The organism is Loktanella sp. DSM 29012, from assembly GCF_900110705.1.
In the GTDB taxonomy this organism is placed as follows: Bacteria; Pseudomonadota; Alphaproteobacteria; order Rhodobacterales; family Rhodobacteraceae; genus Loktanella; species Loktanella gaetbuli.
Map to the genome: position 1 here is coordinate 1 of NZ_FOEJ01000002.1, position 20,462 is coordinate 20,462.

22 protein-coding genes are annotated in these 20,462 nt (G+C 62.5%); 7 read left to right on the forward strand and 15 right to left on the reverse strand.

Translation table 11 applies throughout. The annotated features are described in order from the left end of the window. Positions 1-79 precede the first annotated feature (79 nt). Positions 80-439, reverse strand: coding sequence for an integrase arm-type DNA-binding domain-containing protein (locus BMX27_RS04680; protein ID WP_090158756.1), 360 nt, complete (start codon positions 437-439; stop codon positions 80-82). Positions 440-700: 261 nt separating this feature from the next. Here BMX27_RS04680 and BMX27_RS04685 point away from each other — a divergent pair, with 261 nt between their 5' ends. Further along, positions 701-1,045, forward strand: coding sequence for a RidA family protein (locus BMX27_RS04685; protein ID WP_056031419.1), 345 nt, complete (start codon positions 701-703; stop codon positions 1,043-1,045). Then, entirely contained in the window at positions 1,042-1,512 is a 471-nt protein-coding gene (locus tag BMX27_RS04690; protein ID WP_090158757.1) for an acyl-CoA thioesterase, read from the forward strand. The genes BMX27_RS04685 and BMX27_RS04690 overlap by 4 nt, the downstream gene beginning before the upstream one ends. Here BMX27_RS04690 and pgi read toward each other — a convergent pair. From pgi to BMX27_RS04730, 8 genes are all read right to left on the reverse strand, one after another. Beyond that, complete coding sequence (gene pgi, locus BMX27_RS04695) at positions 1,509-3,107, reverse strand: glucose-6-phosphate isomerase (protein ID WP_090158758.1); 1,599 nt, start codon at positions 3,105-3,107, stop codon at positions 1,509-1,511. The genes BMX27_RS04690 and pgi overlap by 4 nt on opposite strands. A gap of 5 nt (positions 3,108-3,112) precedes the next feature. Beyond that, positions 3,113-3,784, reverse strand: a complete 672-nt coding sequence (gene pgl / locus BMX27_RS04700) for a 6-phosphogluconolactonase (protein WP_090158759.1) — start codon at positions 3,782-3,784, stop codon at positions 3,113-3,115. 4 nt (positions 3,785-3,788) lie between these two features. Beyond that, a complete protein-coding gene (zwf, locus tag BMX27_RS04705) occupies positions 3,789-5,243 on the reverse strand; it encodes a glucose-6-phosphate dehydrogenase (RefSeq protein WP_090158760.1) in 1,455 nt (484 codons plus the stop codon). A gap of 88 nt (positions 5,244-5,331) precedes the next feature. Then, the gene (locus BMX27_RS04710; protein ID WP_056031404.1) at positions 5,332-5,916 is read right to left on the reverse strand and encodes an HNH endonuclease; all 585 of its coding nucleotides are present in this window, start codon (positions 5,914-5,916) and stop codon (positions 5,332-5,334) included. Between the two features lie 126 nt (positions 5,917-6,042). After that, positions 6,043-6,711, reverse strand: a complete 669-nt coding sequence (locus BMX27_RS04715; protein ID WP_090158761.1) for an alpha/beta hydrolase — start codon at positions 6,709-6,711, stop codon at positions 6,043-6,045. Next, complete coding sequence (locus tag BMX27_RS04720; protein WP_090158762.1) at positions 6,708-7,340, reverse strand: DNA-3-methyladenine glycosylase family protein; 633 nt, start codon at positions 7,338-7,340, stop codon at positions 6,708-6,710. The genes BMX27_RS04715 and BMX27_RS04720 overlap by 4 nt, the downstream gene beginning before the upstream one ends. Beyond that, on the reverse strand, positions 7,337-8,065 hold the full coding sequence (locus BMX27_RS04725; protein WP_090158763.1) for a cobalt-precorrin-6A reductase: 729 nt from the start codon (positions 8,063-8,065) through the stop codon (positions 7,337-7,339). Before BMX27_RS04725 ends, BMX27_RS04720 begins: the two co-directional genes overlap by 4 nt. Next, positions 8,062-9,111: a cobalt-precorrin-5B (C(1))-methyltransferase gene (locus BMX27_RS04730; RefSeq protein ID WP_090159184.1), complete on the reverse strand. Its 1,050-nt coding sequence runs from the start codon at positions 9,109-9,111 to the stop codon at positions 8,062-8,064. The genes BMX27_RS04725 and BMX27_RS04730 overlap by 4 nt, the downstream gene beginning before the upstream one ends. Before the next feature lie 97 nt (positions 9,112-9,208). Here BMX27_RS04730 and cobA point away from each other — a divergent pair, with 97 nt between their 5' ends. Genes cobA through BMX27_RS04745 form a run of 3 tightly spaced genes read left to right on the forward strand, consistent with a single transcriptional unit; the run spans position 9,209 to position 12,633 of the window. Then, on the forward strand, positions 9,209-10,060 hold the full coding sequence (gene cobA / locus BMX27_RS04735; RefSeq protein WP_090158764.1) for a uroporphyrinogen-III C-methyltransferase: 852 nt from the start codon (positions 9,209-9,211) through the stop codon (positions 10,058-10,060). 60 nt (positions 10,061-10,120) lie between these two features. Continuing rightward, a complete protein-coding gene (locus BMX27_RS04740) occupies positions 10,121-11,401 on the forward strand; it encodes a cobyrinate a,c-diamide synthase (RefSeq protein WP_090158765.1) in 1,281 nt (426 codons plus the stop codon). Beyond that, on the forward strand, positions 11,398-12,633 hold the full coding sequence (locus tag BMX27_RS04745) for an MFS transporter (protein WP_090158766.1): 1,236 nt from the start codon (positions 11,398-11,400) through the stop codon (positions 12,631-12,633). The genes BMX27_RS04740 and BMX27_RS04745 overlap by 4 nt, the downstream gene beginning before the upstream one ends. On the opposite strand, the gene BMX27_RS04750 is transcribed toward BMX27_RS04745, so the two are convergent. The 3 genes from BMX27_RS04750 to cysS form a co-directional block, all read right to left on the reverse strand. Then, positions 12,630-13,394: a squalene/phytoene synthase family protein gene (locus tag BMX27_RS04750; RefSeq protein WP_090158767.1), complete on the reverse strand. Its 765-nt coding sequence runs from the start codon at positions 13,392-13,394 to the stop codon at positions 12,630-12,632. The genes BMX27_RS04745 and BMX27_RS04750 overlap by 4 nt on opposite strands. A gap of 30 nt (positions 13,395-13,424) precedes the next feature. After that, positions 13,425-15,044, reverse strand: a complete 1,620-nt coding sequence (gene cimA / locus BMX27_RS04755) for a citramalate synthase (protein WP_090158768.1) — start codon at positions 15,042-15,044, stop codon at positions 13,425-13,427. A 70-nt stretch (positions 15,045-15,114) separates the two neighbouring features. Beyond that, on the reverse strand, positions 15,115-16,548 hold the full coding sequence (gene cysS / locus BMX27_RS04760) for a cysteine--tRNA ligase (RefSeq protein ID WP_090158769.1): 1,434 nt from the start codon (positions 16,546-16,548) through the stop codon (positions 15,115-15,117). A gap of 194 nt (positions 16,549-16,742) precedes the next feature. Between cysS and BMX27_RS04765 the strand changes: the two genes are divergently transcribed. Further along, on the forward strand, positions 16,743-17,081 hold the full coding sequence (locus BMX27_RS04765) for an MmcQ/YjbR family DNA-binding protein (protein ID WP_090158770.1): 339 nt from the start codon (positions 16,743-16,745) through the stop codon (positions 17,079-17,081). 58 nt (positions 17,082-17,139) lie between these two features. On the opposite strand, the gene BMX27_RS04770 is transcribed toward BMX27_RS04765, so the two are convergent. Then, complete coding sequence (locus tag BMX27_RS04770; RefSeq protein ID WP_090158771.1) at positions 17,140-17,724, reverse strand: outer membrane protein; 585 nt, start codon at positions 17,722-17,724, stop codon at positions 17,140-17,142. Positions 17,725-17,849: 125 nt separating this feature from the next. Then, a complete protein-coding gene (locus BMX27_RS04775; RefSeq protein WP_090158772.1) occupies positions 17,850-18,965 on the reverse strand; it encodes an anhydro-N-acetylmuramic acid kinase in 1,116 nt (371 codons plus the stop codon). A 61-nt stretch (positions 18,966-19,026) separates the two neighbouring features. Here BMX27_RS04775 and tyrS point away from each other — a divergent pair, with 61 nt between their 5' ends. Then, positions 19,027-20,277: a tyrosine--tRNA ligase gene (tyrS, locus tag BMX27_RS04780; RefSeq protein WP_090158773.1), complete on the forward strand. Its 1,251-nt coding sequence runs from the start codon at positions 19,027-19,029 to the stop codon at positions 20,275-20,277. Here the strand turns inward: tyrS and BMX27_RS16995 are convergent. Next, positions 20,274-20,396, reverse strand: a complete 123-nt coding sequence (locus tag BMX27_RS16995; protein WP_256212400.1) for a hypothetical protein — start codon at positions 20,394-20,396, stop codon at positions 20,274-20,276. The genes tyrS and BMX27_RS16995 overlap by 4 nt on opposite strands. Between the last annotated feature and the right edge of the window lie 66 nt (positions 20,397-20,462).

Below are 20,462 nucleotides of genomic sequence, written 5' to 3' on the forward strand. Positions count from 1 at the left end.
TCTGTTCTTCCGTGAACCTTGATCGCTTCATCGTCCGTCTCCTTTACAAGGAACAGACTAACCCCAAATCGCGGACTTTTTAGGGGAGCAGGTCATCTGGGAACGCGTATTTTTCGACGGTCGCCCGCCATTGCTCACGGTATCGTTCCGTTCGGAGTTCCGGCAACTTCTTTGCAGCATACTTTTCGAACACCTCGATAAAGGTCAGACCTTGCCGTTGAGATGCGATCAGCGCCGATCTTGCGGCCTTGCGGCTTTCTACTGGATCAATGCCCTTGCGGATTTCAGTTTTCGTCTCAGCGGCTCTCTCACGCGCCTTTGCAAGACTTACCTCCGGAAAAGGACCCAAGCCAATTTCGCGCCGCTTGTCTCCGACCCTCACACGCAACAGCCACGACTGCGCACCATTTTCCGAGACTTGCATCAGCAGACCAGCCACGCTGCCCACATTGTGAACACCACGACCCAGTCGCCTTACTTCGATCGCAGAAAGCTCCTTGGCACGCTTTGGCACATCAGCCCCCACATCCAACCCGCCCAAGATGGGCTAACTGATTGCTACGCGACACAACACGACGTTACAACTACTTCTTACAAAGGTCCTTCTTTACTTGACCATTTGATACGAGGTGATACGGGAAACTACGCCACAGCGGAGTTCGTTACCCGCTCCACCCTCCATCGCGCAGGAGCATCCCCGATGACCATCACCCGTATTCAATCCGGCCCCCGGATGTCGCAAGCCGTTGTTCACAACGGTATCGTATATCTGGCCGGTCAGGTCGGTGCGCCCGGTCAGGACGCCACGGCCCAGACACAGGCCGTGCTGGACAGCATCGACGCCCTGCTGGCCGAGGCTGGCACGGACAAGACCAAGATCCTGACGGCACAGGTCTGGGTTGCCGACATGGCCGATTTCGCGGCGATGAATGCTGTCTGGGACGCCTGGGTCGCCCCCGGCCACGCCCCTGCCCGCTGGACCGGCGAGGCAAAACTGGCCACGCCTGACTACAAGGTCGAAATCATCGTGACCGCAGTGCAATGACGGATCTGCCGTTTCTGACACCGCTGAACGCCGATCAGCTGCGCGCCGCAGGTATTCCCGAACCCTGGCGGTTCGGGATGGCCGATCAGGTCCGGTTTGGGGAAATCGACGCGCTGCAGCACGTCAACAACGCGGTGTACCTCAAGTGGTTCGAAAACCTGCGCATTTTGTATTTTCAGCAGTTCAGCCTGTGGCACCAGCGCGAAAACCGCCCGAAATTCGTGCTGCGCGCGGTCGATCTGGACTACCGGTCCGAGGTCAAACTGACGGATCGCTACATCCTGACCGGTCGCACCATGAAAATGGGCACATCCAGTTTCACCATGGAATATGGTGTCTGGGTCGGTGACAGGCTGACCACAACCAGCCACGCCGTGCTGGTCATGCTGAACCCCGACAATACCAAGGCGGCCCTGCCCGAAAGCCTGCGGACAGAGCTGCGCGAGATCGACGGTGTGCCGGACTAAAGCCCTTGCGCCTGCAATGCGGCGACGAGGGCTGCGGTTGATCCGTCCTTGTCGTCGGCTGACGCCTGCCCCTCGACCACGGGTTGCAGCGATGTCGCCAGTTCCTTGCCCAATTCCACGCCCCATTGGTCGTAGGAATTGATCCCCAGAACGACACCTTCGACAAAGACACGGTGTTCATACAGGGCAACGATCTGGCCCAGCACCGCGGGGGTAAGTTTGGGATAGATCAGTGTCGTTGACGGGCGGTTGCCCGGAAACACCCGGTGACGGGCCTGACGATCCAATTCGGCACCGTCGAATTTGTCCGCGACCTTGCCACGTGCCGTGTCCAGATCACGCCCCATCATCAGCGCCTCGGACTGGGCCAGGCAGTTGGCGACCAACAGACGATGCTGATGGTGCAGCCCGTCGTCGTGACCGCGTGCCGCAACCATGAATTCGCACGGGATCACCCGCGTGCCCTGATGGATCAGCTGATAAAACGCGTGCTGGCCATTGGTGCCCGGCTCGCCCCAGACGACAGGGCCGGAATGATAGGGCAGATCGGCACCGTCCATGCTGACGCCCTTGCCGTTGCTCTCCATTTCCAGCTGTTGCAGGTAGGCCGGCAACCGCGCGAGGTTGTTGTCATAGGGCAGCACGGCACGCGTAGCATAGCCGCAGATCTGGTTGTGCCAGATACCTGTCAGCGCCAGCAAGGCAGGCAGGTTCTGGTCCCAGGGTGCCGTGCGGAAATGGTCGTCCATCGCCTGCCCGCCACGCAGAAAGGCGCGAAAATTGTCAGGACCAATAGCGATCATCAACGACAGGCCGATCGGCCCCCACATCGAATAGCGTCCACCGACCCAATCCGCGAAGCCGAACACCCGTTCCGGTGCGATGCCGAAATCCGCCGTCTTGTCAGCGGCCGTCGACAGGGCTGCAAATTGTGCGCCTGTATCGCTGACCGATGCCGACATCCAGTCGCGCGCCGTCTGTGCGTTGGTCATCGTCTCGATCGTGGTGAACGTCTTGGACGCCACAATCACTAGCGTGGTCGCCGGATCGCAAACCGCCAGTGTCTGCGCGATATCGGCAGGATCCACATTGGCCACGAAATGGCAGCGCGGCCCATCATGATAGGGCTGCAGCGCGCGGGCGGCCATCGCAGGGCCAAGGTCAGACCCACCGATCCCGATGTTGATCACATCGGTGATCGCCCCGCCCTGCCCGGTATAGCTGCCGTCGCGGACCCGGCTGGCGAAATCTGCCATCCGGTCGAGCGTGGCCAGCACATCCGGCATCACGTCCTGTCCGTCCACCATGACAGGCGCACCACCGAGGTTACGCAATGCGGTATGGAGAACGGCGCGGCCTTCGGTTTCGTTGATGGCCTGACCGCCGAACATCGCGTCGCGGCGGTCAGCGACACCGCGTGCGTCCAGCAGGTCGATCAGCAGCGCGCGACCTTCGGCGTCGATGTTGGTCTTGCTGTAGTCGAACCGCATGTCGCCAAGCGTCGCACTGAAATCGGCAGCACGCGCCGCGTCCAGCATGTCGGCAAACCGGCGGTCCGCGATTGTGGCGTGGTGGGATTTGAGCGCATCAAACATGGGGATCAGCCTTTTGCCCAGTGCACGGTCGATCCATCCAGGATCGCGGCGACCGGGGCCTCTTGGGGTGTCAGGGTACGGGCACGCTCAAGTGCGTCGCGCTTTTCATCGCCGATGATGACGATGTGGCGGTGCATCGCTGCGCGCAGCACCTTGGCCGACAGTGTGATCCGCGGTTCCGGCGCGCCGGGCGCACGCATGGCGACCAGCGTATCATCACCTGTCAATGCGCGGTCCAACTGGTCCGCCCCCGGAAAGATCGACGCGGTATGCATGTCCGCCCCCATGCCCAGCAGGCAAACGGACAAGGGCAGCGTGGTCGCCAGATTGGCCTGAAGATCGTCCAGCCTGTCCTCGGGTGCGGGCGCATCGGCATAAAGTGGTACATAAGTCGCGGCTGCCGCGCGGCCCGTCAGCAAACGACGGCGCAGCAGTGCCGTGTTGGACCTGTCGCTGTGCTCTGGCACCCAGCGTTCATCGGTCAGCATCACGTTGATCCGCGTCCAGTCCAGATTGGCATCGCACAGGTTGTCAAAGATCGGCCCCGGCGTTGTCCCGCCCGGCACGGCCAGCGTCGCGGAATCATTGGTCAGCAGATGTTCGCGCAGCTGGGACGACAGTTTGCCCGCCACCTGCATCATCAGGGCCTCGGTGTCGGGATAGGTGACGAATTCCATTTGATTACCCCTTGATATCGCGCCAGCGGCGCCCGTCGCGATGCATCAGCATCATGGCATCATCCGGCCCTGCGGACCCCGCATCATACAGTTTCGGCACGTCGTTGCGCGCCTCCCATCCTTCGATGATGGGATCGGTCCAGGCCCATGCAGCCTCGACCTCGTCGCCGCGCATGAACAGCGTCTGGTTGCCCCGGATCACGTCCATGATCAGGCGCTCGTAGGCGTCTGTCGCATCCTCTGCGTCATCCCCCAGCGCATCGGCAAAGGTCATGTCCAGCGGCACGTCGATCAAACGCATGCCCCCCGGACCCGGTTCCTTGATCGTCACCTGCAAATCCATGCCTTCGTTCGGTTGCAGACGGATCGCCAAGATGTTGCGGTGCCGGGCGGAATCGCCCTCGAACATCTTGTGACCCAGATCCTTGAACACCACGGCGATTTCAGAGGTGCGCGCCTTCATCTTCTTGCCGGTGCGCAGATAGAACGGCGTATCGGACCACCGCCAGTTCGACACATGGCATTTCATCGCGACGAAACTTTCGGTAAAGCTGCGCGGATTTTCCACATCGGCCCGGTAGCTGGCCGCGTCATCGCTGGCGTCATACTGACCGCGCACGATATGGTGCGCCTCGACCGGTTGCAGCGCGCGGATGACCTTGAGTTTCTCGTCACGCACCTCGTTTGCACCAAAGACCGAAGGCGGTTCCATCGCGATCAGACAGAGCAGCTGCATCAGGTGGTTCTGAACCATGTCCCGCATCGCACCGGATTTGTCGTAATAGCCGCCGCGCCCGCCGACACCGACCGTTTCGGCCACGGTGATCTGGATGTGGTCGACGTAATGGCTGTTCCACAGCGGTTCGAACAGGACATTGCCGAACCGCACGGCCATCAGGTTCTGGACCGTTTCCTTGCCCAGATAATGGTCGATCCGGTAGATCTGCCGTTCGTCGAAATGTTCGGCTAGCGTCGCATTCAGCGCCTGCGCCGATGCCAGATCCCGGCCAAACGGTTTTTCGACGACGATACGGCTGTCTGTATCCGCAATCTCATGGGCGTGCAGACGTTCCGCCAGATCACCGAACAGTGACGGTGCCACGGAAAAATAGAACGCCTTGATGACCTTGTCGCGGATCAGCGATTTCAGTTCGGACCAACCGCCTTCACCCTTGGCGTCGATTGCCACGTAGTCCAGCGCGTTCAAAAACTGGTCCAGCGTGTCGGTATCGGATTTCTCGTCCCCGCCAAATTCCACGATCGCCTCGCGGATCATCGTACGGTAGCCGGATGTATCCAGCTCGGACCGCGCGGCACCGATGATACGGCTGTCTGCCGGCATCTGGCCACTGCGGAACCGCCGGAAAAGGCCGGGCAGGATTTTACGGCGGGCCAGGTCGCCCGTACCGCCAAAAATCACGAGGTCGAAATCATCGACCGGAATAACGCGAGATACCATAGCGGCTCCAATTCCTCGACTGACGCGTTAGCGCTAACGAGTGCGTGTTACCCAGCCGGTTTCCAAAAGTCTAGCACGGGTGCCGCAATCAGGCGTCCAATTCGGCATCCCAATACAGAAAATCCATCCAGCTATGATGCAGGTGGTTGGGTGGGAATTTGCGCCCGACGTTCTGCAACTCTGCCGGTTGCGGTTGATGTGGTTTGCGCCGCAAGGACAGGCCCGAATGTTTCAGCAGCTGCGATCCCTTGCGCAGGTTGCACGGGCTACAGGCCGCCACGACATTGGTCCAGCTGGTCACGCCGCCCCGCGCCCGTGGCAACACGTGATCAAACGTCAGGTCACCACGCGCACCGCAGTACTGGCAGCTGAATTCGTCCCGCAAGAATAAGTTAAAGCGCGTGAAGGCCACGCGCTTTTGGGGTCGAACATAATCCTTGAGGACGACAACAGAGGGTATCCGGATCGTGGTGGACGGGCTGTGCACAACCTCGTCGTACTCACTCACGATCTGGACCCTGTCCAGCCAGGCCGCCTTGACCGCGTCCTGCCACGGCCAAAGACTGAGCGGATAGTAACTGAGTGGCCTGTAATCCGCGTTCAGCACAAGCGCGGGAAAATGTTTCAGCCCCGCCGGGTCACGCACAAATTCCGTTCTGAAATCACCGTCCATGTCGTCCACGTCCCTGTCGGTCAAGGATGGCGCGATGCCCGGTTCATGTGGCGCGCCACCTGTTGATTTCGACTATATCTAGTGGCTGACAGAATCCAAATGAAATTTGGATGACAGTTTGCCGCGTCAATCCATCCCCAGCCTGTCAGCCATGAATGCCAGTGCGACCTGCAACCCGTCAGGCGCAATCCCGTGGGCCGTGCCTTTCATCACATGGGCATAGACCTCTTTCCAGCCAGCGTTCTGCAAGGCCTCTGCCGCCAGCGGCAGCGACTGTGGCGGCACGACATCATCCTGATCGCCATGCACCAGCAGCACCGGCGGGCGGCTGACGACCTCGTCTGCCAGCAGTTCCGGCTGCAACAGACGGCCGGAAAAGGCGACCAGCCCCGCCACCGCATCCTCGCGCCGGGGCAGCACGTGCAGTGCCATCATCGTCCCCTGACTGAACCCCAGCACCATGACCTGTTCGGGCAGCAGGTCCTCGTCGATCATTACACCATCGATAAAGGCGTTCAGATCGTCGGCAGCGCGGCGCAGGCCCGCCTCCTGCTCTTCTTCGCTGGACCCGTCGATCCAGGGAATGGGGAACCACTGGTAACCCATGGGTGATCCTGCACAATCCTCGGGTGCATCGGGCGCCAGAAACAGCGTGTCGGGCATGTGATCCTCCAGCGGATCAGCAAGCCCCAGCAGGTCAGCCCCATTGGCTCCGTATCCGTGCAGGAAAATCACGGCGGCGCGGATATCGCCCGATTTCGGTTCCTTGCGGCCAGCGTTCAGTGCACGTGTCATCGGATTCCCTCGCGTTTTTTCTGATCAGCGTAGTAGGCCCACAGGATGCGCGCCGCAACCGACCGCCATGGCGACCAGCGCTGTGCGAAGTCCCGCAGTGCGCGTTCCGTGGGTCGAGCGGGCAGATCATAAAGCATCCGCGCACCCTCTTGCAGGGCCAGATCACCGGGGGCAAAGACATCGGCCCGCCCCAGGCTGAACATGGCATAGATTTCAGCAGTCCAGATCCCGATACCGGGCACCTGCACCAGTCTGGCCGTCACATCGTCGGTCATCATGCCGCGCAACGCGTCAAAGTCGATTCCCGCTTGCGCCAGGGCAATGGCATATCGCGCCTTGGGCCTGCTCAGCCCCAGGCTGCGCAACGTTTCCACATCACTGGCGGCAACCTCGGCCGGTGCGGTCATACCCGCCGCCTCCAGCCTCGTATAGATCGCGTTGGCAGAGGCCACGCTGACCTGCTGGCCGCAGATCGCAGACAGCAAGGCCGGAAATCCGTCGTGCTTCAGCCGCAGCGGCAGGGGGCCAACCTGGCGCAGCGCGGTGGCCATCCGGGTGTCCCGCGCCGCCAGCCATGCGGCCCCCTCGGCCACGCAGGCGTCACCCTTGATGATCCGGCCAACGCTCATTGCCGCTTGGCCCAATCCAGCGCCTCGGCCAGATCATCGCAGATCGGCGCATCGGGCGGCGGCGGGCGACGGATCATCAGCACCGGCAACCCCAGATCAGCCGCCGCCGTCAGCTTGGTCCGGCTGGCGCTGCCGCCTGCGTTCTTCACCACCAGCACGTCGATCCCTAGTTCCGTGAACAGATCGCGTTCATGCGGCACCGAAAACGGCGGCCGCCCGATCAGGAATTCACCACCTTCGAACGGAAAAGGCGAGGTCGGCGGATCAATCTGGCGACAGATCACGCGGCGGCCCTCTAGGTTGCTGAACCGGTCCAGCGTCTGACGACCAGTGCCCAGGAACACCGTCTGGTCAGGCCCGATATGTTGCGCCGCATCTTCTTCGCGGTCGATCATGGTCCAGCGGTCCTCTGGCCCCGGTGACCAGGGCGGACGCAGATGATAAAGATACGCTAGGCCCATATCCCGGCAGACCGCCGCCGTGCGCAGGGTGATCCGGCTGGCAAAGGGATGGGTCGCGTCCAGCACGGCTGTGATCCCCTGCGTGGACAAGTATTCACGAAACGCCGCCTCGCCGCCAAAGCCGCCGATGCGCGTCGGCAATGGCAATGCGTTGGCCTGCCGGGTGGCCCCGGACAGGGACGCAATCGCAGGCACGTCGCTGTCGGCCAATCCCTGCGCCAACCGCCGCGCATCGCCGGTTCCCGCCAGCAACAACAGCGTCATGCGCCAGCACGGGCGATGATCTGCCCGTCCCTGTCGATGATCACGATGTCGAACCGCATGCCAGAGCCCCCGAACCCGTCTGTGACGGCGGCCAAAGCGCCTTGCGCGACGGCCTCTGCCATAGGTGTGCCGACCATCTGATAGGCCTGCAAGGCCGTATTGGCCCCGGCCACCTCTGCATGGCCGGTCAGCGCAGCAAGCGCGGAGAAATCAACCTGCGACCGGCCCGAATGCAGGTCGCGTGCGCCCTGTGCCAGCTTGGTCATCTTGCCGATGCCACCGGCGATGGTCACATGCGCGATAGGATGAGCCTTGAGGTATTTCAGCATCCCGCCCACGAAATCCCCCATGTCCAGCATCGCATGATCGGGCAACCGGTAAAGGTCCTGCACTACCCGTTCGCTCGTGGCCCCGGTGCAGCCGGCCACATGGGTCAGCCCGGCCGCGCGCGCCACATCCACGCCGCGATGGATCGACGCGATCCACGCCGCACAAGAGAACGGCCGCACCACGCCCGTCGTGCCAAGGATCGACAACCCGCCCGCGATGCCCAGGCGCGGATTCCAGGTTTTCTGCGCGATCTCGACACCGCCCGGTATCGACACCGTGATGGTCACATCGGCCGGGCACCCGTGGTCGCGTGCCATCGCATCAACCACATCGGTCATCATCTGACGGGGCACCGGGTTGATCGCGGGCTCTCCCGGTGGGATCGGCAGGCCCGGCTTGGTCACCGTGCCGACCCCGGTGCCCGCCCGGAACCGAACCCCACCCGCAGAGGCGGCAACCCGCACGATGATCAGTGCACCATGGGTCACATCAGGATCGTCGCCCGCATCCTTGGTGATCCCGACCTCGGCCCAGTCGGAACCCGCGTCCATATGCGCCAACGCAAAGACAGGGGTTTCGCCGCGCGGCAGCGTGATCGTGACCTCGGCGGGAAACGCGCCGCCCCACAACCGTGCAAGGGCCGCCTTTGTGGCGGCCGTGGCACAGGCACCCGTGGTCCAGCCACGGCGCAGGGGACCGTCGGGTTTACGCGTCATGACCGGACTATAGGCGCGCCGCCGCCTGTCGCCAAGGTGCTGCAGATCGCCGTTCTCGGCCCTTTTCAACGCATCGCGGCTGGGCCATAACGACCCCATGACACAGACGCCCGACCTTCCTGCATTCGACTGGCCCGTGATGGAACCGGGCTGGGTCTGGCTGTGTGGCGCAGGTCCCGGCGATCCGGGTCTTTTGACCCTGCATGCGCTGAACGCGCTGCGGCAGGCCGACGTCGTGATCTTTGACGCGCTGGTTCAAGAGGCGATCCTCGACTGGGCACCGCAGGCCGAACATATCTACGCAGGCAAACGTGGCGGCAAACCCTCGGCCAAGCAGCGCGACATCTCGCTGCGGCTGGTTGACCTCGCCCGCGCGGGCAAACGCGTGCTGCGTCTCAAGGGCGGCGATCCCTTTGTCTTCGGTCGCGGCGGAGAAGAGGCGCAAACCCTCGTGCAGCACAACGTGCCGGTGCGGATCATCCCCGGCATCAGCGCTGGCATCGGCGGGCTGGCTTATGCGGGCATCCCCGTCACGCACCGCGACGTGAACCAATCCGTGACCTTCGTCACCGGCCACGACCAAAGCGGTGCAGCGCCCTCATCACTCGATTGGGCAAGCATCTCAAAAGGATCGCAGGTCCTCGTGATCTACATGGGCATGAAGCACGCAGCCCAGATCGCCGGTCACCTGATCGGCGCAGGCCGTCAGCCGTCCGAACCCGTGGCAGTCGTCACCTCGGCCACGACCGCCGACCAGCGCGTGCTGGAAACAACGCTCGGCACGATGGTCGACGATATTGCCGCCACCGGGATGGAACCGCCTGCCATTATCTGCGTCGGACGCTCGGTGCTGATGCGCCAGGTCCTCGACTGGCAGGGCATGATCGCAGGCGAGGCTCCACGCGATCTTGACCCGCTGGGCCGTGGCCTGCCCGCCGAAATCGCCTGAGACCTTGCGCCGCCCTCGCATCATCTTGCCACAAATACTCCCGCCGGAGGCGCCCGCCCGATGTCACCGCCGCGCGGCCTGATCATCGCCGCACCCGCGTCGGGCAGCGGCAAGACGACTGTGACGCTGGGGCTGCTGCGCGCCCTGTCGCGCGCTGGCATCGACGTGCGGGGGGCCAAATCCGGACCTGACTACATTGATCCAGCCTATCATGCGGCAGCCTGCGGTCGGCCCTGCCTGAACCTCGACGCCTGGGCCATGACGCCTGACCTTCTGCGCGCGCGCGCATCGGGTGATGGTCTGTTGCTGATCGAAGGCGCGATGGGCCTGTTCGACGGCGCGCCACCAGATGGGCGTGGCGCAACCGCGGACTTGGCCCGCCTGCTGGGCTATCCCGTCGTGCTGGTGGTAGATGCGGCCCGCATGGCGCAATCCATAGCACCGCTGGTCGCCGGTTTTGCGGCCTGCGATCCGGACGTACGCATCGCCGGTGTCATCCTCAACCGTGTGGGGTCCGACCGCCACGCGCGGATGTTGCGCCGGGCTCTGGCCCCCAGTGGCCTGCCGGTGCTGGGTTGCCTGCCCCGAACGGATGGCATCGCCCGCCCCTCACGCCACCTCGGTCTGGTCCAGGCCCAGGAGGATCCCGCGCTCGACGTGTTTCTCGACCGTGTCGCGGACACCGTGGCGACCTGGATCGACCTTGGGGCCCTCCGTGATCTGGCGACCTGCGGACCCGACGTCACACCTGCGCGCACCACCCCGCCCGCCCAGCGGATCGCCGTGGCGCAGGATGCGGCATTCAGTTTTTTCTATCCCCATCAACGTGCAGACTGGCAGGCCGCCGGTGCAGAGGTCATCGCCTTTTCGCCGCTTGCGGACGATCCCGTCCCACAAGCCGACCTGATCTATCTGCCCGGCGGCTACCCAGAGCTGTTTGCCGCTCAGCTCAGCAGTGCCAACCGCTTTCTGTCCAGCTTGAGAAACGCATCACAAACCACGGATATTTATGGTGAATGTGGTGGATTCATGGCCTTGGGACAGGCCATCACGGACGCGGATGGGCTCATCCATCCCATGGCCGGCCTGCTGGACCTGCATACCTCTTTCGCTCAGCGCAAATTGCATCTGGGCTACCGACACCTGCATGCGGAGCAAGGCCCGATGACCGGGCGTTGGGCCGGACATGAATTTCACTATGCGACGACGCTGCATGCACGCGGAAATCCGCTGTTTGCGGCCCATGACGCCGAGGGTACCGCCCTGCCCGACATGGGGCTTGTCGCCGGGCGTGTTGCAGGGTCTTTTGCACATCTCATCGACAGGACCGACGCGCCATGACCGTTACAACCGCACATCCCCAGAACAGGACCGCCCTGCGCAATGTCGCGATCCTCGTGGCAGCCCAGGCGATCCTCGGTAGCCAGATCACGATGATCTTTGTCGTGGGTGGACTGGCAGGGCAACAACTCGCCCCCATCGCCTGTTTTGCAACCCTGCCGATTTCGATGATCGTCTTTGGGTCCATGACAACGGCACCCTGGCTGTCGCACATGATGCAGCGGTCCGGGCGCCGCGCGGGCTTCATGACAGGCGCGGCGGGCGGTCTGATCGGCGCGGGCCTGTCCGCCTATGCAATCACGATCGAGAATTTCGCGCTATTCCTGCTGGGTAGCTACCTCACAGGCATCTACATGAGCGCGCAGGGCTTTTTCCGCTTCGCCGCGGCCGATACCGCGTCGGACGATTTCAGGCCCAAGGCGATTTCCTACGTGCTCGCCGGCGGGCTTGTCTCTGCCATCATCGGACCGCAACTGGTGTCCTATCTGACATTCGACAACCCCGATGCCACGGTGGCGCGGTTCTTGCCCGTCTACTTCGGTGCCATGGCACTGAACCTTGTGGGCATCGTCCTCTTCCCGTTGCTGCGTATCCCTCGCCCACCCAGGCCGGTCGCCGGTTCAGACCTCGGGCGCAGCACGGGCCAACTACTGCGCACCCCGCAGATCGCCGTGGCGATCATCTGTGCCATGGTCGCTTATGCGCTGATGAACTTGGTGATGACCTCGACACCGCTGGCGGTGGTGGGCTGCGGATACACGGTGTCCGACGCCTCCAACATCGTGACGGGCCATGTGCTGGCCATGTTTGCGCCCAGCTTCTTTACCGGACACCTTATCGCGCGGTTCGGCGCACCCAGGATCGTCGGCACGGGTCTGGTGCTGCTGGGGATCGCCGGGATCGTCGCGCTGTCCGGGATTGCCTTGGGGAATTTTTACGTGGCGCTGATCCTGCTCGGCCTTGGCTGGAACTTCGGCTTTATCGGGGCCACGACGATGCTGGCCGCCAGCCATTCACCGGCCGAACGCGGTCGCGTACAGGGTCTGAACGACATGATCGTCTTTGGCATGGTCACGCTCGCCTCGCTCGCCTCTGGCGGCTTGCTGAACTGCGCTGGCAGATCTGCCGCGCAGGGCTGGTCCTATGTCAATATCGCGATGGTGCCGTTTCTGCTGCTGGCGGGCGCGGCCCTGGTCTGGTTGTCGCGCGGACAGGCACGACAAACGGTCTAGACGCGGCCCGTCACCACGCTTCGTGTCAACCGCCAGCAGTCCGCCAGCGGCCCAAGCGTCAACCGGCCATCTGCAACTCGACCCGGATCACGGACCGCCTGCACCAACAGCGGCCGCGCCTGCCATGCGGGCAGCACCGCCGCGCGTGCGAGGGCGGGCAAATCTCGCTGCGCCGCGCGCCCGCGGTCGAAACGTGACAATGCCGCCCGCGCCAGCGCCGCAACACCATCACGCGTCCCATCCACAAGGGGTTTGCGTCCGGCCTGCTCCAACGCCGGAATAGCCTGAAAAAAGGCAGCGACACCTGCACCGAACGCCATATCGCGCACTGGCACTGCATCCTGCGCCCCCAGCAGACGCGCGCCGGTCCACATCAGACTGCCAGCCGTCGCATTGATGTAATCCTCGAAATGGCCTGCATCCTCGAATGCGTCCGGATAGACATCCCAGCGCCGCGCGGCAATCAATCCATCCAGATCACGCGCGCCCTGCACGTCCAATACATCAGACAGCGCATCCGTCACTTCATGCCGCCGCACCGGCCCGCCTGCGACGACCTCGGCCAGAACGTCGCGCCACCATTGCAGCCGCATTTCGGCGATCATCGGCTCTGACGTGACCCAGGGGGCGCGTGCCACCTCCAGGTTGAAGGCATAAAGCGGAAACAAGACCCGGCGTGCGGCCAAGGGTGCCGCCATCGCGGCGCGAAACCGTAGCGGATCGCCCCGTTCAACCAGCGCCGCGCAGGCGTCAAAGCTCATAGCGTATCATCTTGCCAGAAATACTCAAAATCAGACCTCTGCCCCATCGCGCAGGAGTTTCCAGTTGATCGCATCCAGCAGCGCATCGAACGAGGCATCCACGATATTGGCAGAGACACCCACCGTCGACCATGTCCGGCCCGCAGCATCGGCACTGTCGATGATGACACGGGTGACAGCCTCGGTACCGCCATCGGTGATACGCACCTTGAAATCCACCAGCCGCATGTCGTCGATGATGTGCTGATAGGGTCCCAGGTCCTTGGCCAGGGCACGCGACAGGGCGTTGACCGGGCCACGATCGCGGCCGTCCTCGCCCTGGCTTTCCGACACATTCAGCACCTTGCGACCGTCGATTTTGACCACGACCACGGCCTCGGACAGGGACACCATCTTGCCGCGCTTGTTGCGGCGGCGTTCAACAGTGACGCGGTAGCGTTTCACCTCAAAGAAATCGGGCAAAAGCCCCAGCTCACGGCGGGCTAAAAGCTCAAAACTGGCCTGTGCCGTGTCATAGGAATAGCCGCGGGCCTCCTGTTCCTTGATCCTGTCGAGGATGCGGGCCAGCCGCGCGTCGCCCGGCGCCACCTCCAGCCCGGCCCGCAACAGGCGTTCACGCAGATTAGACTGTCCGGCCTGGTTCGACATCGGAATGATACGGCTGTTGCCAACCAACGCAGGATCGATGTGTTCATAGGTCGCAGGGTTCTTGGCGATGGCGCTCGCGTGCAGTCCCGCCTTGTGGGCAAAGGCGCTGGACCCGATATAGGCCGCCTGTTTCGCAGGCACCCGGTTCAGCACGTCATCCAGAACCCGGCTTGCCGCCTTCAGGCCCTTCAGCGCGTCCAGCGTCACGCCCGTTTCATAGGCGCTGGCATAAGGCTCCTTGAGCAGAAGCGTCGGGATGAGTGTGATCAGGTTGGCGTTGCCGCAGCGTTCACCCAGCCCGTTCAGCGTCCCCTGGATCTGACGCGCACCGGCACTGACGGCGGCCAGCGAATTGGCGACCGCGTGTTCGGTATCGTTGTGCGTGTGGATACCCAGACGGTCACCGGGAATGCCGCTGGCAATCACGGCACGCGTGATACGGCCAACCTCTTCGGGCAGGCTGCCGCCATTGGTGTCACACAGCACGATCCAGCGCGCGCCTGCTGCATGGGCCGCATGGATGGCCTCTAGCGCGTAATCCGGGTCCGATTTGTAGCCGTCAAAGAAATGTTCCGCATCAAACAGCGCCTCGCGCCCCTGGTCCACGATATGTGCGATCGAGGCACGGATGTTTTCGGTATTTTCGTCGTTGCTGATCCCCAGCGCCGTGCTGACGTGAAACGCATGGGATTTCCCGACGATGCAGACCGCAGGCGTCCCTGCGTTCAGTACGGCGGCCAGAACATCGTCGTTTTCAGCCGAACGTCCCGCGCGTTTGGTCATGCCAAAGGCCGCGAGGGTGGGTGTCATCTGGCCCACGGTTTCGAAATATTCGGAATCGGTCGGGTTCGCCCCCGGCCATCCGCCTTCGATATAGTCCACGCCAAGGTCGGACAGGACCTGTGTGATCCGCAGCTTCTCGGTTGTGGAAAACTGCACGCCCTGGGTCTGTTGTCCGTCGCGCAGGGTCGTGTCGTAGAGGTACAGGCGTTCCCTGGTCATGGCATCTCCCTCCGGGCCCCAAACTTTCGCGAAAGTTTGGCCACACCCGAATTTTCGCGAAAATTCGGCATCACAGGTCCTCCAGCTTGGCCGCATCGAATGCCGGTCCGGGTGTCCAGGTCGCTTGCCCGCCCACATCCGTCACCAGCACGCCGGCCGCTGTCAGGATATCGCGAACTTGATCCGCCGCATCCCAATCCTTGTCCTGACGTGCCTGCGCGCGGCGGGCCAGCAGCGCATCGACCTTGGCCGCGGCATCGTCTGACACGCCCGCACCACCCTCACCACCGTCCAGATGCGGCAGGTGTGCCCAGTCGGGCACCAGACCCAACATGTCCAACCCATGGGCAAACCCCGCAAGTTGTGCGGGCGTCTTGCCCTTGGACAAGACATGCAGCCGGGCAATGGCACCCGAGGTGTTCAGATCATTCGCCAGAACACCGATGAATTCGGCGTCCGGTTTCCACAGACCATCGGCCTTCAGCGCCGCGATCAGGGCCGGACTGAATCCATGCCCCGCCAGAATACCGTACCAGCGCCGCAGCGTGGCATCGGCATCGTCACGTCGCTTTTCTGTCCAGTCCATGGGCTTGCCATAGTGGGTTCCCAGCATGACAAGGCGGATCACTTCGCCGCTGATGCCCTGATCCAGCAGGTCGCGCACGGTGAAAAAATTGCCCAGACTCTTGGACATCTTCTTGCCCTCGACCTGCAACATCTCGTTGTGCAGCCAGACCTGCGCAAAATCACCCTCCGGATTGGCGCAGCAGCTTTGGGCGACTTCGTTTTCGTGGTGGGGGAACATCAGATCGTTGCCGCCGCCGTGGATATCGAATGTGTCCCCCAGCAGCGCCTTTGACATCGCAGAGCATTCGATATGCCAGCCGGGGCGACCATAACCCCAGGGGCTGGTCCAACCGGGCTGACCATCGCCCGACGGTTTCCACAGCACGAAATCCATCGGGTTGCGCTTGTAGGGTGCGACCTCAACCCGCGCACCCGCGATCATGTCGTCCAACGACCTGCCCGACAATTGCCCATAGTCGGCAAAGCTTTCGACCGCGAACAGCACGTGGCCTTCGGCAGCATAGGCGTGCCCCCGATCAATCAGGGTTTCGATCATCGTGATCATCTCGGGGATGAAATCGGTGGCACACGGTTCGTGCGTCGGCCGCAGCGCGCCCAGCGCGTCCATATCATCGTGATACCAGCGGATCGTTTCCGCCGTGATATCCCCGATGGCGCGGCCCGTTTCGGCGGCGCGTGCGTTGATCTTGTCATCGACGTCCGTGAAGTTGCGCACATAGGTCACGTGATCGGAACCATAAACCTGCCGCAGCAGACGGAACAGCACGTCAAACACCAGGACCGGCCGCGCGTTGCCCAGATGCGCCCGGTCATAGACCGTCGGCCCGCACAGATAGAGGCCCACACGCGACGCATCACGGGGAATGAATTCCTCTTTTCGGCGGGTTTTCGTGTTGTGCAATCGAATTGTCGTCATGGGGCCCTCGCGGCAGCAATACGCGGCGGCAGACCTAGCGAGTTCAGTTCAGGGATGAAACGTGAAAAAGCGGCCTGCCGAGCGGATCAGCAGGAAATAATGCAGCAAATGTGAATGCAACGCTTGTTCATATGATCTGCGTAGCAGCCTGATGCTCACTTGCCAAGCTTTAAGACCTGTCGCAATCTGACATCATGAGCCGTGACACCGTGAATGCGCTTTGCGCCACCTTTGCCGGTGCGACCTGCGACGATGCGTTGGGGCCGGGTCATGACAGCTGGAAAATAGGTGGCAAGCTATTCGCAAGCCTGGGCCCAGATACAAGGACCGTGTCGGTCAAGACCGATAGTATCGAGACGGCGCAGATGCTGATTGATGCCGGTCTTGCCGGTCGCGCGCGATATTTTCACAAATCTTGGGTTGCCGTCCCGCTGGATGCCGATCCGGCAGAACTGGCACACAGGATTGGTGTGTCCTACGACATCATTCGGGCAAGTCTGACCCGCGCTGTCCGCGACAGCCTGTCGGGATAGGTCAAAATGCAAAACGGGCACCCGAAGGTGCCCGTTCCGTGATCCAGACTGTACAGGATCAGAAGTTGAACGAGACGCGTGCCGACAGCGTGTCCGCATCCGTATCGCCCAACACTTCGAAATCATCGAACTCATGCTGGAGGTACTCGACCGACAGATCAATGCGGTCGCTGGCGGCATATGTCGCACCAACACCGTAAAATCCACCGTTGCCGCTCAGATCACCAGCAGCGCCTGCGTCAACTTCCAGACGCGCGATACCGGCGGTCACATAGGGCATGAAACGGCCAGCGTCGTAACCGGCAACGGCCTTCAGGCGGGCGACGGTCGCGTCATCGGGCAGCGTGTCGACGTCCAGACGATCGACGTCGATCTCTGCACCCAGCACATAGCTGCCGAGGTCATAGCGGTAACCAGCGTGCAAACCAAAACCATCGGCGTCCAGTTCTGCGGCACCCGGTTCCACATCACCCATGGTCAGCTGACCACCGGCGTAGAAACCGGTCCAGTCATTGAGGGGCTGAACGGGGGCAACGACGACGGGGGTCGGTGTGGGCTCCATTGCGGGCTCTGCCATTCCGCCTGCATAAGCAGCGCCTGACAGACCCATCATGATCGCGGCGGTGGAGACAACGTATTTCATTTTGTGAAGTCCTTAGTTTTTATTTGCTTCAAAGCCCAAACGCACAGGGGTGCGAGCAGGTCCATCAAAATGAAAAATCCGCATACACGATTTCGTTAGAACGTTAGCGCAGCCGTGATCCCGCCTCAGCTAGGGGTGCCTGGTTCCAGGTCGGGCACAGACAGGGTTCCGCCCGATACGGCAGCGCGCACCCCCGTGGTGCCGGGGCAGGACGTGGGCATCCCCCGTGCAACACGCACGGCCAGATAGGCGAATGCCTGCGCCTCCAGCATGTCACCGTCCAGACCTGCATCTTCGACCGGGCGCACGCGGGCTCCTGTGGCTGCGTCAATCATCTGCATCATCGTCGGATTACGACGCCCTCCGCCGCAGACCCAGATCGTCTCGGGTAGCGCGGGGCAATGACGCAAACCTTCGGCAACGCTCAGCGCGGTGGCCGCCGTCAAGGTCGCCGCCGCATCCGCGTCCGACAGCACCGACACCGCCTGCGCCAGGTGTTGGAACGTGTCGCGGTCCAGTGACTTGGGCGGGATCTTGTAAAAATAGGCGTGCTGCAAAAAGTCTGCGACGATGGCGTCGTCAATTTCGCCCTGTGCTGCCAATCGACCGCCCTCGTCCCGGGGGAAACCGGTGCGGGTCAGCATGGCGTCATCCAGCAGCGCATTCGCAGGTCCGGTATCAAACGCCAGCAGCGCGCCGTCTTCCTCGGGCTTTTGATACGCAGGGTCGATCCATGTCAGGTTCCCGACACCGCCCAGGTTCAGAAACGCCAGCGGGCGGTCCGCCTTCATCCATTTTGCCAGGGCAAAGTGATAGAACGGGGCCAGTGGCGCACCCTGCCCGCCCAGCCGCACATCCGCACTGCGAAAATCCCAGACCACAGGCACGCCCAGCGCCTGTGCCAATGCCGCACCATCCCCCAGTTGGTGCGTACCCCGTCCATCGGGATCATGGGCCAGTGTCTGACCGTGAAACCCGACCAGGTCCACGTCTGCAAACCCCGACAACAGCACGTCATGCCCCTTGGCCACGACCCGTGCGGCCGCGGCCACATCGTCGTCCGGCCACAGCCCCAAGGCGGCCCGCAAGGTGGCGCGTTCGCGATCCGAATATTCGCGGTAGTCGCTGTCGCCAAAGCTGCTGATCGTTTCGCCGTCGGTCACGAGCACGGCTGCATCGATCCCGTCCAGCGACGTGCCCGACATGGCCCCCAGTGCACGCACCGGCCCTTTGATCTTCATGGTCTTTCCCTCGGACAAGCTCGCGGCTATTGATGCCAATTCAACGCCAAGGGAACAAGCCATGACCTATCACCCCAAATCGGATTTCATCGCCACGATGATGGAGCGCGGCTTTCTTGCCGATTGCACCGATTATCAGGGCCTTGATGACGCGCTCAGCAAGGGGGTTGTGCCCGCCTACATCGGCTATGATGCCACGGCGGCATCGCTGCATGTGGGCCACCTGATGAACATCATGGTCCTGCGCTGGCTGCAAAAAACCGGGCACAAGCCGATCACCCTGATGGGCGGCGGCACGACCAAGGTCGGTGACCCTTCATTCCGCAGCGATGAACGCCCCCTGCTGGGCCCGGACCAGATCCAGTCCAACATTAACGGCATGGGTCAGGTCTTTGCCAAATACCTTTCCTATGGTGATGGACCGACCGATGCCATCATGCTCAACAACGCGGAATGGCTGGATCAACTGAACTACCTCGATTTTTTGCGCGACATCGGACGGCATTTCAGCGTGAATCGGATGCTGGCGTTCGAGAGCGTGAAATCACGGCTGGACCGCGAACAATCGCTGTCATTCCTCGAATTCAACTACATGATCCTTCAGGCCTATGATTTTCTGGAACTGAACCGGCGCTATGGCTGTCTGTTGCAGATGGGCGGATCGGACCAGTGGGGGAATATCGTCAACGGAATCGACCTGACCCGCCGGGTGGCCGATACGGAAATCTACGGTCTGACCACGCCGCTGCTGACCACCAGCGACGGACGCAAGATGGGCAAATCCCAAGGCGGTGCGATCTGGCTGAACGGCGACATGCTGGCCCCCTACGGGTTCTGGCAGTTCTGGCGCAACACGACGGATGCGGACACGGCCAAGTTCCTGAAAATCTTTACCGAACTGCCTGTCGATGAATGCGACCGACTGGGTGCCTTGCAGGGGTCCGAAATCAACGCGGCCAAGATCATCCTCGCTAACGAGGTCACGGCATTGCTGCACGGACGCGCCGCAGCCGAAGCGGCAGAGGCCACCGCGCGCGAGGTATTCGAACAGGGCGGTGTGGGTGATGATCTGCCCACGCTCGATCTGCCCGCAGCGGATCTGGGCGATGGCATGTCCATCGTGCAGTTGATCGTGCGCAGCGGTCTGGCCGGGTCCGGCAAGGAGGCCAAGCGCCTGATCGCTGAAAACGGCGCACGCCTGAACGATGAACCGCTTTCGGACGCGAGCCTGATGGTCACGGCCGACATGCTGGCCACCCCGATGAAACTGAGCGCGGGCAAGAAACGCCACGCACTGGTGCGCCTGACCTAGGCCAGCGCCCAGAACACCAGCAAAGGCAGGCAGGCCATTGTCGCGACAATGGCCGCCGCCAGCGCCGTGGGGCGCGGTGCCTCGGCCCTGATACCCAGAACGGTTTGCGATTTTGCCAAGGTTCCACCTTTCTGTCTTGGTGCGATTAAGCAGACCTTAGCTTTCGATAACGTTAATCGGGCCAT

Bases quoted from the DNA above. Each gene is read 5' to 3' on its own strand.
- BMX27_RS04725 (WP_090158763.1), bottom strand. From the start codon at position 8,065: ATGACGCTGTTGTTGCTGGCGGGAACCGGCGATGCGCGGCGGTTGGCG.
- zwf (WP_090158760.1), bottom strand. From the start codon at position 5,243: ATGGTATCTCGCGTTATTCCGGTCGATGATTTCGACCTCGTGATTTTT.
- BMX27_RS04685 (WP_056031419.1), top strand. From the start codon at position 701: ATGACCATCACCCGTATTCAATCCGGCCCCCGGATGTCGCAAGCCGTT.
- BMX27_RS04730 (WP_090159184.1), bottom strand. From the start codon at position 9,111: ATGACGCGTAAACCCGACGGTCCCCTGCGCCGTGGCTGGACCACGGGT.
- BMX27_RS04715 (WP_090158761.1), bottom strand. From the start codon at position 6,711: ATGACACGTGCACTGAACGCTGGCCGCAAGGAACCGAAATCGGGCGAT.
- pgl (WP_090158759.1), bottom strand. From the start codon at position 3,784: ATGGAATTCGTCACCTATCCCGACACCGAGGCCCTGATGATGCAGGTG.
- BMX27_RS04690 (WP_090158757.1), top strand. From the start codon at position 1,042: ATGACGGATCTGCCGTTTCTGACACCGCTGAACGCCGATCAGCTGCGC.
- BMX27_RS04775 (WP_090158772.1), bottom strand. From the start codon at position 18,965: ATGAAGATCAAAGGGCCGGTGCGTGCACTGGGGGCCATGTCGGGCACG.
- BMX27_RS04740 (WP_090158765.1), top strand. From the start codon at position 10,121: ATGTCACCGCCGCGCGGCCTGATCATCGCCGCACCCGCGTCGGGCAGC.
- cobA (WP_090158764.1), top strand. From the start codon at position 9,209: ATGACACAGACGCCCGACCTTCCTGCATTCGACTGGCCCGTGATGGAA.
- tyrS (WP_090158773.1), top strand. From the start codon at position 19,027: ATGACCTATCACCCCAAATCGGATTTCATCGCCACGATGATGGAGCGC.
- BMX27_RS04770 (WP_090158771.1), bottom strand. From the start codon at position 17,724: ATGAAATACGTTGTCTCCACCGCCGCGATCATGATGGGTCTGTCAGGC.
- BMX27_RS04745 (WP_090158766.1), top strand. From the start codon at position 11,398: ATGACCGTTACAACCGCACATCCCCAGAACAGGACCGCCCTGCGCAAT.
- BMX27_RS04750 (WP_090158767.1), bottom strand. From the start codon at position 13,394: ATGAGCTTTGACGCCTGCGCGGCGCTGGTTGAACGGGGCGATCCGCTA.
- BMX27_RS04710 (WP_056031404.1), bottom strand. From the start codon at position 5,916: ATGGACGGTGATTTCAGAACGGAATTTGTGCGTGACCCGGCGGGGCTG.
- cysS (WP_090158769.1), bottom strand. From the start codon at position 16,548: ATGACGACAATTCGATTGCACAACACGAAAACCCGCCGAAAAGAGGAA.
- BMX27_RS04765 (WP_090158770.1), top strand. From the start codon at position 16,743: ATGAGCCGTGACACCGTGAATGCGCTTTGCGCCACCTTTGCCGGTGCG.
- BMX27_RS04720 (WP_090158762.1), bottom strand. From the start codon at position 7,340: ATGAGCGTTGGCCGGATCATCAAGGGTGACGCCTGCGTGGCCGAGGGG.
- cimA (WP_090158768.1), bottom strand. From the start codon at position 15,044: ATGACCAGGGAACGCCTGTACCTCTACGACACGACCCTGCGCGACGGA.
- pgi (WP_090158758.1), bottom strand. From the start codon at position 3,107: ATGTTTGATGCGCTCAAATCCCACCACGCCACAATCGCGGACCGCCGG.